We start from the raw sequence: 16,067 nt of genomic DNA, 5'->3' as shown, positions 1-16,067 counted from the left end.
GCGGCAATATGTTAAAATTATACATGCAGGAACGGTTTTTTCAGACCGAAAGCGGGCGCTTTGCACGAAAAATATCCCCTGCATGATTAGGAGGGAAAATACGATAATGGCTGTAGAAAAAGCAAAATTCAATAACTTATGTGAAAATTTCATGGATAAGGTGATGGACATCTATGATGTGCCGGGCGTGCAGGTCGGAGTGAGCGTGGGGGATGTTTCCTACACGGCGGCCAGAGGATACAGGAACTTCTTCACGAAGGATCCGCTCAAAGATACTGACGTGTTCCACTGCGCATCGGTTTCGAAGATGTTCACGGCGATGGGCATCATGAAGCTCGTGGATCAGAAGAAGATCGATCTCAACGATAGGATGGTGGACCTGCTGCCTTTTCTCAAGATGCAGGACGAGAGAAGTAAAGATGTAAGAGTTTATCAGCTGCTGAGCCACACTGCCGGCATGCACGATGTTCCTGTAGAGGACTGGGAGTGGAAGTGGGGCGACAAGGTGATAAACCCTGATGCACTGAGAAACTACGCTTTCCATGAAGAAGTGTGCAGGCGAAACATGCTGTGGGAGCCGGGAACGAACGGCTTCATGTACAGCAGCATCGCATATGAGCTGCTGGGAATAATCATAGAGGAAGTTTCAGGTCAGCTCTTCGACGAGTTCATAAAGGAAAACTGCTTCAAGCCGGCAGGCATGGACAATACGACTGTTCTTACCGTGGAAAGGACCGGCGGCAGCCTGGAGTTTGAGGATATAGACAAGCTGGGGATGGCTATGCCGTACGAGAGAGATGAAAACAGGAATTTCATACTGGCGAAGTACTATCCATACAGCAGACAGCATGCACCGAGCTCGACTCTTACGACAAACGTAGGCGACATGCTCAAGTGGGGAAGGTTCAATCTCGACAGAAAGGCTTTCTCGAACGAGACATATGAGACGATGTGGAAGGAGTATGCGGTAGTTCCTAACAACGGTGAAAAGATGGGCCTCGGCTGGTTCATGAGAGAACAGGAAGGCTGTCATCTGATGGGACACGAAGGTACGGATATCGGCTTCAGAGCAAGCTTCTGGATATGTCCGGAGCATGACCTGACGATCACTGTACTGTCAAATGTCTCGGCCGCTCCGGTAAAGAGAATAAGCAAGACGCTGTTCGCAGAGCTTATTCATATCTTATAAAATCGAGAAACTCATCGAAATCCTCGAATCCGCTCTGGATGAATTCGAACAGGACAGGTTCCTTGAATTCGTACTTGGCGGTAGTCATCAGGAATGGCGCCAGAGGGCTTGCCTTGAGTTTGTTCTCCATAAAACGTATATCAGAAAGGGTGTATGCTGACGCTATGAGCTGACCGTAGTCAGTCAGGAAGTATACGCCCTTTACGTCGTTACTGAGACGGAAAACGCGGCTGTTCACATGGTCGTTGTTTTTTTTGAACGCCATGAACATGCGGCCGTTTTCGTGGGACGACATCACCGTATTGAGGTTGACGGTGAGTTCACCAATGTTGTTTTCCATGTCTTCCTCGGAAAGCAGCACTTCGTAGACCGTCACGAATTCGGGTTTCGCGAGCATCATCGCCGCTTCTGCGGAGCTTACCGCAAAGCCAGAGCAGTGAGTGACTGCCGCGATCCTCAGGTCTTTCACTACCACTTTTGTTATCACGGTCTCATAGCTGCTGTTGTGCTCTATCAGTGATTCGCACAGATATGAAACTGCACCGTCTTCGTACACGTGGTCGCGGTCGATCACATTTTTGCAGAAAGTCGCCTGTTTGTAGTTGTCATATATGTCAAGCGGCACTCCTTTTTCTGCGAGGTAGGCAGCGCCTATATGGTCTCTGCCGAAACATCTCATCAGAAAATAGTTGATGGCCTGGTAATCTGACGTGATCTCGCCGCATATCCTGTGCATGATGAGTCTGGCTTCGTCCTGCGACAGTGTGGTCTCGGGTTCGAAAATAAAGCTGTATTCCTCGTAGTTTTCGGGAAGGGGGAGCTTGTTGTGCTCATTGAATTTTTTGTAATAGGTCAGCAGGCCGCGAAGATGACGTTCGGCAAGATCTATTTTTTTTGCGCCGAGACCGCCCATCAGCGCCTGCTCTATATAGCTCAGTTCATCGCTGTCGTTTCCTATGATGCTCTTGTAGGTTTCCAGCCCCATCTCTTCACAGTCGATATAGAAGAACTGGTGAAGATCAGCTTCTGTGTCGCTGCTTCCGGAAAGGCGCCATCTTGCGTATATCGAAAGTACGCCCATGAGTCTGGTGTCAGTCACATAGGCTGATACAAAATATTTTTCTCTTTTGCTTACGGGAACGGATAATCCGCCCTCTATGACAGTAAGTTCAGGTCTGCTCAAATCGGATACCTCGTTTTTAAATATTGTGTTAACATTAATAATGCTTCTTTTAAAGAAAGTATACCTTATTTCGAGAAAAATACAAGTCGGGAAAAAATGAGGCCCGGTGATCGATAACGGTCGCGCATTGTGCTTTTAAAGGAGTATAGAAGGCGCTTCAGAGAGAAATGCAAGAGTTAGTCTGCAAAGAGAAATACACAAGTTAGTTTAAACTACTTGACAGAAAAAAGATTTGATATATAATAGTAAAGTAAACTTAATAGATCCTTATTAAGAGCGGTGGAGGGACTAGGCCCGAAGAAGCCCGGCAACCTTATCTTTGCGGCAGCAGACGCTGCATACAGAGATAGATGGTGCTAAATCCTACAGAATTATTCTGAAAGATGAGGGAAGAAACGTTGAAACATATCTCTTTCATGATTCAGAAAGAGATTTTTTTTATGAGCTGCCCAAATCTTTGATTTGGCGCGCAGCTCAAACGCGAGAATTGCGCAGTCCGGGGGACTGGAGGGAGTCCGGCTGCAGTGCAATTTTACCGCAAAATGAGCTGCCCAAATCTTGAAGCCCTATCCCGAAATCTTTGATTTCGCGGAAGGTCTCATGCAAAGCTTTCCCAAATCTCTGATTTGGCAGAAAGCGACTGCGAGATTTGGCGCGCAGCTCAAACGCGAGAATTGCGCAGTCCGGGGGACTGAAAGGAGCCCGGCTGCAGTGCAATTTTACCGCAAAATGAGCTGCCACGCAGCTCGACCGCGAGATCAACAGCAAGGTATTACGGATTAGTTAAAAAATGGAGGTAAGAAAGTAAGAATGAAGAAATTATTTACATCTGAATCAGTTACAGAGGGGCATCCCGATAAAATATGCGATCAGATTTCTGACGCGGTAGTAGATGCGATCCTGGAGAAGGACCCGATGGGAAGAGTTGCTGCGGAAACTACGGTAAATACAGGATATGCGATGGTAATGGGCGAGATCAGCACAGAGTGCTACATCGACATCCAGAAGATCGCAAGAGATGTCATTCGCGACATAGGCTACGACCACAGCGAATACGGATTTGACGGAAATGTGTGTGCAGTGCTTACAGCGATAGACGAACAGTCATCCGATATAGCAATGGGCGTCGACAAGGCACTTGAGTACAAGGACGGAGAGCTTCCGGACGAAGCAGACCTGGCTGACGAGACCGGCGCGGGAGACCAGGGAATGATGTTCGGCTATGCGTGCAACGAGACGCCTGAGCTCATGCCGATGCCGATATCCCTCGCACACAAGCTCGCAAGAAGGCTGACAGAGGTAAGAAAGAACGAAACTTTAAAATATTTGCGCCCAGACGGAAAAACACAGGTGACAGTTGAGTACGAAGATGATAAAGTAAAGAGGATAGATACGATAGTTATTTCCACACAGCACGATCCGGACGTGGAACTGGCGCAGATCAGAGCAGACCTGATGGAACACGTGATCAAACCGGTTGTCGATGCATCGCTTCTTGACGATGACACGAAGTACTTCATCAACCCGACAGGCAGATTCGTTATAGGCGGACCGCACGGAGACTCGGGACTTACAGGCAGGAAGCTCATCGTCGACACTTACGGTGGATATTCGAGACACGGCGGTGGCGCTTTCAGCGGCAAAGACCCTACAAAGGTGGACCGTTCAGGCGCATATGCAGCAAGATACGTTGCCAAGAACCTCGTTGCGGCAGGACTTGCAGACAAGTGCGAGATACAGCTCGCGTATGCGATCGGCGTGGCAAGACCGGTATCTATATTCGTGGATTCCTTCGGCACAGGCAGGGTCTCGGACGAAAAGCTCGCAGATATCGTAGCAGAGAATTTCGACCTCAGACCGGCAGCAATAATAAAGAATCTGGACCTCAGAAGACCTATCTACAGGCAGGTTGCCGCATACGGTCACTTCGGCAGGACAGATATAGATGTGCCGTGGGAAAAGACAGACAAGGCAGAGGCACTCAAGGCTGCGTTTGAAGCTTAAAAGTGTGCGTGGCTGCCTGCGGTATTCAGGTATGTAAAGGCTGCAGCCGGCCGGTATGCCGGGGTTTCATGGTGCAGCATAACAGAGCCGCGGGGCGATCGGCATGTCAGGACTTCAGACGGCATGCTGATGTTGTGAAAGAAAAATGAAAGGAGATTTTTTTAGAAATGGGAGTTAAAGTTGCAAAATTCGGAGGTTCGTCAGTAGCGGATGCTTTACAGATAGAGAAGATCCGAAATATTATCGAGAATGACGGGGATATAAAGTACGTCGTGGTTTCTGCGCCGGGAAAGAGATTTTCCGAGGACAGCAAAGTCACCGATCTTCTGTATCTTTGCAAGACCCATATCGAGCATAAAATCCCTTATGAACAGATATTCCAGGTGATCTGCGACCGCTTCATGGCTGTAGAGGTCAATCTGGATGTCGATATAGATCTCGAGCATGAATTCGAAGAGATCAAGAGAAACCTTGAAGCGGGAGCATCGGCAGACTACATTGCCAGCAGAGGTGAATACCTCAATGCGATGATAATCGCTTCATATCTGGGCTACGATTTCGTGGATGCTGCAAAGATTGTCAAATTCGATGAAAAAGGCAGGTTCATGGAAGAGCTTACAGACAAGGCTATCAAAAAGGAGCTTGCAAATCATGAGAAAGCTGTTATCCCGGGCTTTTACGGCTCGAAGATCGACGGCTCTGTAAAGACGTTCTCAAGAGGCGGTTCGGACATCACAGGTTCGATCATAGCGAGAGCGGTAGGTGCAGACATGTATGAGAACTGGACGGACGTATCGGGCTTCCTGATGGCAGACCCGAGGATCGTCAAGGACCCTAAGCCGATAAGCACGGTTTCGTACAAAGAGCTGAGAGAGCTTTCATATATGGGAGCATCGGTCCTGCATGAGGATGCGATCTATCCTGCAAGAGTTGCGAATATCCCGATCAACATCAGGAACACGAACAGACCTGAAGATCCGGGCACGATAATCACCGCAGAACCTGCGAAGCTGGAAGACGGACAGATCATCGCAGGTATCGCAGGAAGCAAGGACTTCACTGTTATCGCGATGTACAAGAACCTGATGAGCAGCGAAAGAGGATTTATCAGAAAGATGACCGGCATACTCGAGGATTTCGATGTGCCTATCGAGCATATCCCGAGTGGTATAGACACTCTGTCGGTAGTCCTCGAAAACAACGTGATCGACGGCAGGCTCGATGAGATTGTGGAGGAATTCACACGTCAGCTCAAGCCTGATACCATCGAAGTATTCGAAGACATGGCACTGATCGCGACAGTAGGTCACGGCATGTCATCGAGAACAGGCGTATCGGCAGCACTGTTCACAGCACTTGCAAAGGAAAAGATCAACATCAGGATGATCGACCAGGGCTCGAGCGAGATGAACATAATCGTCGGAGTCGAGAACAAAGATTTTGAAAAAGCCATAAAAGCGATATACGAAGCATTCGTATCGTAAAGTACATAGAAAGCCTCGATGCCAGGGAAATCAAGGGACCCGGGCACCGGGGCTTTTATGCAAATATCACTTGACATTTTCGGAAGCGAAAAGATTTACGGAAATAATGAAATTAAAATTGTAAAACAGCGCGTTTTGCGATAAAATGTAATATTATAGTTTGAAGTAGATAGTGAAAGCAGGAGGTAACCATGGCATATATTTTTGACGAACCATCAAGAACGTTTAACGAATATCTTTTAGTACCGGGATACTCTTCGACAGAGTGCAGAGTGGACAACGTATCACTGAAAACTCCGGTCGTGAGATTCAAAAAAGGGGAGGAACCCGCGATAAGCATGAATATCCCTCTCGTGTCAGCGGTGATGCAGGCCGTTTCAGGTGACAGGCTTGCCATAGCTCTTGCAAAGGAAGGCGGCATTTCATTTATTTACGGATCACAGAGCATCGAAAGTCAGGCTGAAATGGTGCGCAAGGTAAAGTCGCACAAGGCCGGATTCGTAAGGAGCGACGCCAATATCAGGCCGGATCAGACGCTGGCCGAGCTGCTCGAACTGAAGGGAAGGACAGGACATTCGACAACTGCTGTAACTGAGGACGGAACTCCTGAGGGCAGGATGATAGGACTCGTTACGAGCAGAGACTACCGTATCAGCAGGACTCCGCTCGATGAAAAAGTCTGCAATTTCATGACTCCGTTCGACAAGCTCGTGTATGCCAAGGAGGGCATCACGCTGTCAGAGGCCAACGACATGCTGTGGGACAACAAACTCAACGCACTGCCTATAGTAGATGAAAATCAGAGACTTGCATACTTTGTATTCCGAAAGGACTACGATACTCACAAGGCTTATCCTGACGAACTGCTGGACGAGCACAAGAGATATGTCGTGGGAGCCGGCGTGAACACGAGGGATTATGCGGAAAGGATCCCGGCGCTGGTCGAAGCCGGTGCTGATGTGCTCTGCATAGATTCATCCGAGGGCTTCACTGAATGGCAGAAGATCACGCTTGATTTCGTGCGTGAAAAGTACGGCGACAGCGTGAAGATCGGTGCGGGAAACGTCGTGGACAGAGAAGGTTTCAACTTCCTGGCTGATTCCGGAGCTGATTTCGTAAAGGTCGGCATCGGCGGCGGTTCGATATGTATCACGAGAGAGCAGAAGGGTATCGGCAGGGGACAGGCTTCTGCGGTCATCGAGGTCGCAAAGGCCAGAGACGATTATTACCGCAGGACCGGTGTGTATGTGCCGATCTGTTCGGACGGCGGCATCGTTTACGACTATCACATGACGCTGGCGCTGGCAATGGGCGCGGACTTCCTGATGCTCGGAAGATATTTCTCGAGATTTGACGAGTCGCCTACAGCAAAGCTCAACATAAACGGAAGTTATGTCAAGGAGTACTGGGGAGAAGGCTCGAACAGAGCGAGAAACTGGCAGCGTTACGACATGGGCGGTGACAGCAAGCTTTCGTTCGAGGAAGGTGTCGACTCGTATGTGCCTTATGCGGGACCGCTCAGCGACAATGTAAGGCAGTCACTGCAGAAGGTGAAGTCGACTATGTGCAACTGCGGACTCATGACTATTCCTGATCTTCAGAGGAATGCAAAGCTCACGGTCGTTTCTGCGACAAGTATCGTGGAAGGCGGAGCGCATGACGTTATCCTGAAGGATACATCGGGAAGCAGCAAGAGATAGAAGAGAGAAGGATTTTGATATATGGAACATGAAAAAATTATAGTTCTGGATTTCGGAGGGCAGTACAATCAGCTGATCGCCAGACGTGTCAGGGAGTGCAACGTTTACTGTGAAGTGCATCCTTACACGATGAGCATCGAGGAGCTGAAAGCGGCGGCTCCGAAGGGGATCATTTTCACCGGTGGTCCGAACAGTGTTTACGGTGATGATTCGCCTCAGTATTCAAAAGAGATCTACGACATGGGCGTGCCTGTGCTCGGGATCTGCTACGGCGCGCAGCTGATCGCGCATCAGCTGGGAGGCAAGGTGGAGACTGCGCCTGTCAGCGAATACGGCAGGACAGAAGTTGAGATAGATGACAAGGGCGGGCTCTTTGCAGATGTTGCGGATAAAACGATCTGCTGGATGAGCCATACCGATTATATAAGCCAGGCGCCTGAAGGCTTTACAGTAACGGCGCACACGCTGGTATGCCCGATCGCGGCTATGGAAAACCGTGAGAGGAAGATCTACGCACTGCAGCCTCATCCGGAGGTGATGCACACTGTGGAGGGCATGAAGATGCTCGGTGCATTCGTAAGAGATGTGTGCGGATGCAGCGGTGACTGGCAGATGGGATCGTTTGTAGACGATACGATAAAGGCTATCAGAGAAAAGGTAGGCTCCGGAAAGGTGCTGTGTGCGCTTTCGGGCGGAGTCGATTCATCTGTTGCGGCGGTGCTGATGTCAAAGGCGGTAGGCAGGCAGCTCACATGTGTGTTCGTTGACCACGGTCTTCTGAGAAAGAACGAGGGCGACGAGGTCGAGGCTGTTTTCGGGCCTGACGGCGAATATGACCTGAATTTCGTGAGGGTCAATGCGCAGCAGCGTTTTTATGAAAAGCTCGCAGGTGTGTCTGAACCTGAGCAGAAGAGGAAGCTCATCGGCGAGGAATTTATCCGTGTATTCGAGGAAGAAGCGAAAAAGATCGGCGCTGTGGACTTCCTGGTGCAGGGCACGATATATCCGGATGTGATCGAGTCCGGCCTCGGCAAGTCTGCTGTGATAAAGTCGCATCACAATGTCGGAGGTCTGCCTGATCACGTTGATTTCAAGGAGATCATAGAGCCTCTCAGGATGCTGTTCAAGGATGAAGTGCGAAAAGCGGGTCTTGAGCTGGGCATACCTGAATATCTGGTGTTCCGTCAGCCGTTCCCGGGACCGGGTCTCGGCGTGAGGATCGTCGGTGAGGTCACTGAGGAAAAGGTAAAGATCGTGCAGGATGCCGATGCGATCTACCGTGAGGAGATCGCGGCTGCGATGGATGCCGGTCTGATACCGAAATACGGTGAGGAAGGCACACTGGGTCAGTACTTTGCGGCGCTGACGAATATGCGAAGCGTCGGAGTCATGGGTGACTTCAGGACTTACGACTATGCTGTCGCACTGCGCGCAGTGCTGACAAGCGACTTCATGACCGCTGAAGCGGCTCACCTGCCGTGGGAAGTAATCGACAAGGTCACTACGAGGATCGTCAACGAAGTAAAGCACGTCAACCGCGTGATGTACGACTGCACGGGGAAACCGCCGGGGACGATAGAACTGGAGTGAGTTTGAAAATTTTACACAGAGTATTTTATATGGCAGGTAGTCTATAGGATTGCCTGCTGTATTTTTATTATGTTGTATTTCAAGGAAATAGACATTGAAATTTATTACTAACGTAAAATTTTAACTGCGGATTTGTTTAAGAGATGGTGTGTGCTATACTTGTAGCACAAGTATAGAGTATATTTGAAAAATAACATGAGGGGGTGAAGAGAAAATATGAAGAATATGAAAATAGATGCTAACGGAACAGAAATCAGAGTAATGGGCGATGTTGTTAATGAGGAAGCATACATTTCGCTTACAGATATTGCTAAATATAAAAATCCGGATAATGCTTTTATTGTAGTTGCCAATTGGATGCGTAACTATTCTACAATTTCATTCTTAGGATTGTGGGAACAGATTCACAATCCTAATTTTAAACCTATCGAATTCGATAGGTTTAAAGCAGAGTCGGGAGATAATGCTTTTACGTTGACACCACAGCAGTGGATAAAAGCCACAGATGCAATTGGTATCGTATCAAAATCAGGACGATATGGCGGCACTTATGCTCATACGGATATAGCGTTTGAGTTTGCTTCATGGATTTCGCCGGAATTTAAGCTTTATATCATCAAAGATTATCAGCGACTAAAGAAAGACGAAGCAGATCGGTTAGCGATTGGGTGGGATGTAAAGAGAGAACTTTCAAAAATAAATTATCGTATCCATACAGATGCAGTAAAAGAATTCTTGATAACTCCCACACTATCTCCGCAGGAAATGGCATATACATATGCTTCAGAAGCAGATATTCTAAATATGGCTTTGTTTGGAAAAACAGCAGCACAGTGGAGAAGTGAAAAAGGAATAAAAGGGAAAACTCCTAATATCCGAGATTTTGCTTCAGCGGAAGAATTGGTTGTGCTTATCAATCTGGAAGATACAAATGCAGACCTGATAAGACAGGAAGTACCTAAAATTGAAAGGCTGAAAATATTAAGAGAAAAAGCGTACAGGCAATTAGAACTTTTAAGAAAGAACCAAGATACGATAGAGGCACTAAAGAAAAATCTTATTGAAGATACAGAAACAAATGGTTGATTTCCTAAGCAAACTCGCTTATAATCTGAATCGTAACATATTGCTATTATCCACAGTTACGGAGAGAGTGTTATCAACAGCGATAACAAACTGATAACATTAGCCCATATAGGCAGGATAATATGGATAAATCAAAAAATCGAAAGAAAAACAAATACGGCAACAAATAATCTCTAAACAAAATTGATTAGTAATTGTCGAGTTTGAATAAACGATTTTAAGAAAATAAATCCCGAACCTGTTGAAATTTCAATGGTTCGGGATTTTTGAGTTTTTGGTTTGACGCATTTTTGACGCATCTTGTGTAGATGAGCTGGTTTGCGTGATATAATGAGTTCTTCTGTTTTAAACCGTTCTACATATAAAATGATTGACACCGTATATGACACCACATATAATATAGATAAGGGGTATAGGAATGTCAAAATGGGATAAACTGATAACACGTATATGTAATTTATCGAACGATCTTCGATTTAATGAGTTACGGAAGGTATTGGAAAGCTACGGATATGAAATGAATGCACCAAGAAGTGGAAGTAGTCATTACACTTTCAGAAAGCAAGGTTGTATGCCAATTACGATCCCAAAACACGAACCGATTAAAAAAGTATATGTGGAAATGGTAAGGCAGATTGTAGAAAGTGAGGCGAAGAATGATGAAGACGCTGAATGATTATATGGCAATGTCCTATCGTATGGAAATTGTGGAGGACAAGGATGAAGGCGGATTTGTGGTTTCTTATCCGGATTTGCCTGGATGCATTACTTGTGGCGAAACCGTAGAAAGTGCAGTAGCAAATGCGCTGGATGCAAAAAAAACATGGCTTGAAGCAGCGCTGGAAGAAGGTATAGAAATTCATGAGCCGGATAGTTTGGAAGATTATTCTGGACAGTTTAAATTGAGAATTCCACGAAGTCTGCACAGGTCACTGGCAGAGCATTCTCAGAGAGAGGGGATCAGCATGAATCAGTATTGTGTGTATCTTCTGTCCAGAAATGACGCAGTATATTCAAAATAAAGCCTGAGAAAAATATATCCCGAATCTGTTGAAAAATCAACGATTCGGGATTTTACTATCTCTATAATCTGTAAAAAAGATCATACCGGAAGATCCAGATCTATGATTATGTTTTGGAGTACATTGTAGCAGTTGTAGAATTTTCAATATAATAATTAATGTAAGTATTATATTTCATGCTCAATAAATAGGTTGAATTTATCCTAAAACGTGCTACTATATAGATAAAGGAGGCGATAAATATGATGATCAATACAGATAATCTGGTTTCCATCACAGATGCAAATCAGAATTTTTCGCGTGTTGCAAGAATGGTTGATGAAAACGGAGCAGCAATCATTTTAAAGAATAATGTACCGCGCTATATCCTCATGGAGTTCAACCAATTGGAAGCGGAACAGCTTGCAGAAGATGAAGATATACAAGAGATTTCAAAGCGTCTTATGGTAAAAAATAAGCATGCATATGAGGTGCTGGCAAAATGAGAAGGCTGAGCAGTGAACAGGTACTGGAGCTGCATGATGCACTGCTGAGGGAATTCGGAGGGACCGCAGGAGTTCGGGATCAGGGACTTCTTGACTCTGCATTGAATACACCATTTGCTACGTTTGGAGGGAAATACCTGTATCCTTCTTTGCAGGCAAAAGCAGCACAGTTGGGATTTGGTCTGGTCAGTAATCATCCATTCGTAGACGGAAATAAGAGAATCGGTGCTCATGTAATGTTAGTTTTTCTGGCAATCAATGGAATTGAACTGAGCTATACGCAGGAGGAACTGATTGATGTTATTCTTCAGGTGGCAAGTGGAAAAATCCATGCGCAGGGACTGTTGGAGTGGATATTGCAGCATCAGGCATAATCAAAGATCTGTATGTTTTCGATTAATAAGCGTTTATAGGTAATGCATTTTATAGACATTTGGATTTTTAAAATGAGCTAAATCAGTTCAAGCGATTATATTTTAGTCTAAGAGTTAAGAAGGTATCGTTGAAATACAAGGGTTTTCTTTTTAGACTAAAGAAAAAATATTAGCTCAAGAGCCAAAGGAGGACTCTCTCATGAACATAACCGTATATCTAGGATCGACCGAAGGCAGGGATCCGGCTTTGAAACATGCTGTACAGGAGCTGGGGACCTGGATCGGGGAAAGCGGAAACTCGCTGGTGTATGGCGGGTCGAGGACAGGCCTTATGGGGCTGCTGGCGAAAAGCGTGCTGGACGCAGGCGGCCGGGTTACTGGTGTAGAACCGCAGTTTTTCATAGATGAAGACCTTCAGTACGAAGGCCTGACAGAGCTGATAGTGACGGAGGACATGGCAGCGCGAAAGGCGAAAATGATACAGCTTGGGGATGCCTTCATAGCTTTCCCCGGAGGGACCGGAACACTGGAGGAGATCACGGAGATCATGTCAAAGCGTTCACTGCGGCAGCTTGACGCACCGTGCATTTTATATGATCTCAATGGATATTATGACGGCTTGAAAAAGCTGCTGGAACATATGATACATATGGGCCTTTCTTCAGAAGAAAAACAGCAGGGCATCTGTTTTGCGGAGAATCTTGAGGAGATCAAAACGCTTTTGGAAAGGAGCTGATGAAATGCCTATGTGGTGGTTTATGTTCATCTGCAATATGATATATTCGGTCGTGATGATCGCCGGCGGATGGCTGATGTGGAAGCACTGTCCGAAGAAGATAAATTCGTTCATCGGATACAGGACGAGCCGATCCATGAGAAATGCCGAAACCTGGAGCTTTGCAAATCAAAACTGCGGCAGGCGATGGTGGAAAACAGGATGGATCATGCTGATACCGACAGTGCTGGTACAGATACCGATGTACGGCGCCACGGATGCGGCGATAAGCGTGATGGGACTGGTGATCTGTATAATCGAATGCACGATCCTGATCGCATCGATCTTTCCGACTGAAAAAGCTCTGAAGCGGGAATTTGCAGATGACGGACGCAGGAAAATGCAGTGACAGCTCAAGCTCAGAGCGATAAGGGAGAAGCGCTGCACTTTTACGCGGAAGAAAGCAGGGACCGCCTTCTGCACAATGGATCTCGAACTGATTCTAAAATCCAGCACTGTCAGGCGGATCCTGGCGGTGTTTTTGTTTGCTACAGGGGGATTTTGTGATATAATCATTTAGATTTAGAGTTGATTTTAGAAACGTATGACAAGGGATCATATGGAGAACAGCATGGCAGGAGGAGAAATATGAAAAGACGTGTGATGATCGCAGTTATGGCGATAGTATTGGGTCTCGGCACGGTCCTGATAAGCCCGGGAGGGTACGTGTCGGCAGACAGTGAAGTCGCGGAGACCGATATGCCGACGGGAGAACTCGAATACATAACGCTGCAGGAAAACACTGCATTCAGGTGGAATGCCAATGGTGAAGCGCTCAAAAGCAATGAGATACACCTTGACGATAATGAAGGCATGAACTGCAGCTTCCGCTTCGACAAAGTAGAAGATGGATGGTACGGAATAAAACACATAAAGAGCGGCGGCACAGATCTTTTTGCAGACATCGAAGACAAGAGCAAGGATGAAGGTAAAGTCCTCCATCTGTGGGAGTCCAATGATAATAAAGTAAAAGGCAACAACCACCGTCAGTTTGCATTTTACCCTGCAGGCACAGACAGCAACGGCAATCAGAGCTATTATATAAAGAACAGGAACAGCGGCCTGTGGATGGGTTATGAAGATACCGACAAAAACGGCAAGCCGAGCTATGGAGACAAGATAATACAGACGAAAGAGGCAAACAGAAAGGCATGGATCATAACGCCTGCAGTTATCCCGAAGAGCGGCGATGAGGTCGAGGATCTGGTGAAGACCGAAGAAGGCAGAGCATACTGTGAGATCTTCAAACCCGGTACGATAGAGGCTCTAAACAGAAACGGCGATACAGTCTTAAAAGGTGGCGCTATCCACATGTACACTATGGGTACCAGCAGCAAATGGGCCATCGAGTGGATAGACAAATACAAGGCATATAAAATATATGCGCTGACAGACGGCGAAGCCGATCTTGGAGGCGGTAAAGTATGGGATGTCAGGAATCAGGGTGGAGACGAATATGAGCTGATACATATTTGGGACAATAACAGCAACGACCAGAACAGAAATACGAGCAACCTGTGGCGCTTTATAAAACAGGAAGACGGCAGCTACAAGATCCAGAGCGCACGTACCGGCAAATTTGCACATGACGGACAGATAGACAGTAATGGACAGAGTCTGCCGTGGCTGTCGCAGACGAGTGACGGCACGGCTTTTGAGGTTGAGTTTTTCGCCAGCGACGGCGACAAGATCAGCTATAACTATTCTGAAGACTGGATGGCACAGCTTCCGGACGATGCAGTGCTTTCATCGGTAAATCTGCCAGGCAGCCATGACGCCGGGACAGCAGCAATAGTAGAGGATGGCATACCACAGGTTTCGTTCACGTCATGTCAGAAGTACTATTATGAAGAACAGCTGAATGTAGGAGTCAGAAGCTTCGATATCCGCTGTAATGCATTGTCGGATGATGCGGCGTTGTCAGATGTAATAATCATCCACGGCAATGAGAGGTGGCACTGCAGCAACAGAGATGCAACGGATCTTACGCTCGACAACATCCTGAATGAAAGCGTGAGGTTCCTGGATGAACATCCGACGGAGACTGTCGTCATGATGGTAAAGCCTGATGACGGAAGTACTGTAGGTCTGGTGAAAGCGATGGCAAGTTTCATCAAAGCTGAGGTCGCCAAGGGCGACGAATGCCACGTGTGGACGGGTAATGAGATACCATCGGTAAAAGAGGCTCGCGGCAAGATCGTGTTCCTGAGAAGATACGAGATCGATAAGTCTAAATATGATCCGGCGGCCGACGGTCTTCAGGAAAGGTGGTTTGGAATAGACCTGTCGAAGTGGGATGATCATTCTTACGGAGATACCAAATATGCGATAAAGATATACGGCCAGGATCAGTACGGCACAGCGGTATACGCGCAGGATGCCTACAGTGAAAATGCAAACGGAAAGATCGAATATATAGAAGGAACGATGGCTCAGACGACCGGCGCAGATACGACCCACGCTATCCCGGCCGACTCCTGGATTTTCAATTATACAAGCTGTTCCAAGTGGATACCGCTCAACGTCACCAAGGATCTGAACCCGCAGCTCTTCGCGGACGAGTTCGGCAAAGACAAGAGCGGATACATAGACAACCGCAGACTCGGTATGGTCATGCTCAACTTTGTCGACAGACCGATGAGCAGACTTATTTACGAGACAAACCTCAAAGATAATGATTTTCTTACTGCAAAGGCTGTGTTCCCGGAAAGCATAACTCTCAGTCAGGGACAGAGGCTTTCTGATGCAAAGCTTGCAGGTCAGCTCGGCGGAGGCAGATGGGTATTCGAGGAAGGCGACTATGTTCCTACACTGGAAGATTTCAAGAGCGGCAGAACTTTCCGGCTCAGATTCGTCCCTGATGACGACAGGCTCCAGGGCATTGAAAAAGACGTGACGATAACGAGCTTTGAGCAGAAGACTCCGGCCGGACGGACCGATGCGGACAAGAAGGGCAGTGTATCCGGAGCAAATACGTCCGACAGCACAGATATGGCTGTGCTTGCAGCTGCTGCGATGATCGCAGTACTGGCGCTGCTAGGAGCACTGGCAGCAGTAAGGCTCAGAAAGGAGAACTGAGACAGGGATCGCTTTTAGAGTGAGGCTTGCATCCGGCGGGCAGGCTGCCGGCACATCCGCACCGGCAAAATGCACATTCGCACTGGCAATATCGCTT

Annotated in this window: 14 protein-coding genes and 1 riboswitch; of the genes, 13 read left to right on the top strand and 1 reads right to left on the bottom strand. The window is 47.2% G+C overall.

What is annotated here, in order from left to right:
- The first annotated feature begins 106 nt into the window (after positions 1 to 106).
- Positions 107 to 1,189: a serine hydrolase domain-containing protein gene (locus tag OCV59_RS01815; RefSeq protein ID WP_262584046.1), complete on the top strand. Its 1,083-nt coding sequence runs from the start codon at positions 107 to 109 to the stop codon at positions 1,187 to 1,189.
- On the opposite strand, the gene OCV59_RS01810 is transcribed toward OCV59_RS01815, so the two are convergent.
- Complete coding sequence (locus tag OCV59_RS01810; protein WP_147592619.1) at positions 1,173 to 2,372, bottom strand: hypothetical protein; 1,200 nt, start codon at positions 2,370 to 2,372, stop codon at positions 1,173 to 1,175. The genes OCV59_RS01815 and OCV59_RS01810 overlap by 17 nt on opposite strands.
- A 264-nt stretch (positions 2,373 to 2,636) precedes the next feature.
- Positions 2,637 to 2,762: riboswitch (SAM riboswitch) on the top strand.
- Between the two features lie 420 nt (positions 2,763 to 3,182).
- Between OCV59_RS01810 and metK the strand changes: the two genes are divergently transcribed.
- The 12 genes from metK (at position 3,183) to OCV59_RS01750 (ending at position 15,970) form a co-directional block, all read left to right on the top strand.
- Positions 3,183 to 4,376 (top strand): methionine adenosyltransferase, encoded by a 1,194-nt coding sequence (metK, locus tag OCV59_RS01805; protein WP_147592618.1) that lies wholly within the window; start codon positions 3,183 to 3,185, stop codon positions 4,374 to 4,376.
- Between the two features lie 167 nt (positions 4,377 to 4,543).
- Positions 4,544 to 5,860 carry an aspartate kinase gene (locus OCV59_RS01800; protein WP_147592617.1) on the top strand — a complete coding sequence of 439 codons (1,317 nt, stop codon included), beginning with the start codon at positions 4,544 to 4,546 and terminating at the stop codon, positions 5,858 to 5,860.
- Between the two features lie 191 nt (positions 5,861 to 6,051).
- Entirely contained in the window at positions 6,052 to 7,560 is a 1,509-nt protein-coding gene (locus tag OCV59_RS01795; RefSeq protein WP_147592616.1) for an IMP dehydrogenase, read from the top strand.
- Positions 7,561 to 7,581: 21 nt separating this feature from the next.
- The gene (gene guaA / locus OCV59_RS01790; RefSeq protein ID WP_147592615.1) at positions 7,582 to 9,150 is read left to right on the top strand and encodes a glutamine-hydrolyzing GMP synthase; all 1,569 of its coding nucleotides are present in this window, start codon (positions 7,582 to 7,584) and stop codon (positions 9,148 to 9,150) included.
- A gap of 216 nt (positions 9,151 to 9,366) precedes the next feature.
- On the top strand, positions 9,367 to 10,236 hold the full coding sequence (locus OCV59_RS01785; protein ID WP_147592614.1) for a KilA-N domain-containing protein: 870 nt from the start codon (positions 9,367 to 9,369) through the stop codon (positions 10,234 to 10,236).
- Between the two features lie 418 nt (positions 10,237 to 10,654).
- Positions 10,655 to 10,912: a type II toxin-antitoxin system HicA family toxin gene (locus tag OCV59_RS01780; RefSeq protein ID WP_147592613.1), complete on the top strand. Its 258-nt coding sequence runs from the start codon at positions 10,655 to 10,657 to the stop codon at positions 10,910 to 10,912.
- Positions 10,896 to 11,258, top strand: coding sequence for a type II toxin-antitoxin system HicB family antitoxin (locus OCV59_RS01775; protein ID WP_147592941.1), 363 nt, complete (start codon positions 10,896 to 10,898; stop codon positions 11,256 to 11,258). Before OCV59_RS01780 ends, OCV59_RS01775 begins: the two co-directional genes overlap by 17 nt.
- A 242-nt stretch (positions 11,259 to 11,500) precedes the next feature.
- Positions 11,501 to 11,743, top strand: a complete 243-nt coding sequence (locus tag OCV59_RS01770; RefSeq protein WP_147592612.1) for a type II toxin-antitoxin system Phd/YefM family antitoxin — start codon at positions 11,501 to 11,503, stop codon at positions 11,741 to 11,743.
- The gene (locus tag OCV59_RS01765; protein WP_147592611.1) at positions 11,740 to 12,117 is read left to right on the top strand and encodes a type II toxin-antitoxin system death-on-curing family toxin; all 378 of its coding nucleotides are present in this window, start codon (positions 11,740 to 11,742) and stop codon (positions 12,115 to 12,117) included. Before OCV59_RS01770 ends, OCV59_RS01765 begins: the two co-directional genes overlap by 4 nt.
- 199 nt (positions 12,118 to 12,316) lie before the next feature.
- The gene (locus OCV59_RS01760) at positions 12,317 to 12,853 is read left to right on the top strand and encodes an LOG family protein (protein WP_147592610.1); all 537 of its coding nucleotides are present in this window, start codon (positions 12,317 to 12,319) and stop codon (positions 12,851 to 12,853) included.
- Positions 12,854 to 12,863: 10 nt separating this feature from the next.
- Positions 12,864 to 13,241, top strand: a complete 378-nt coding sequence (locus tag OCV59_RS01755) for an SdpI family protein (protein ID WP_317239665.1) — start codon at positions 12,864 to 12,866, stop codon at positions 13,239 to 13,241.
- A gap of 239 nt (positions 13,242 to 13,480) precedes the next feature.
- A complete protein-coding gene (locus OCV59_RS01750; RefSeq protein WP_147592608.1) occupies positions 13,481 to 15,970 on the top strand; it encodes a phosphatidylinositol-specific phospholipase C domain-containing protein in 2,490 nt (829 codons plus the stop codon).
- The last annotated feature ends 97 nt before the right edge of the window (positions 15,971 to 16,067 follow it).

It is taken from the genome of Brotomerdimonas butyrica (assembly GCF_025567305.1).
In the GTDB taxonomy this organism is placed as follows: Bacteria; Bacillota; Clostridia; order Peptostreptococcales; family Anaerovoracaceae; genus Lentihominibacter; species Lentihominibacter butyricus.
The sequence above is the reverse complement of the archived record's forward strand: the minus strand, read 5'-3'. Positions and strand labels throughout refer to the sequence as shown.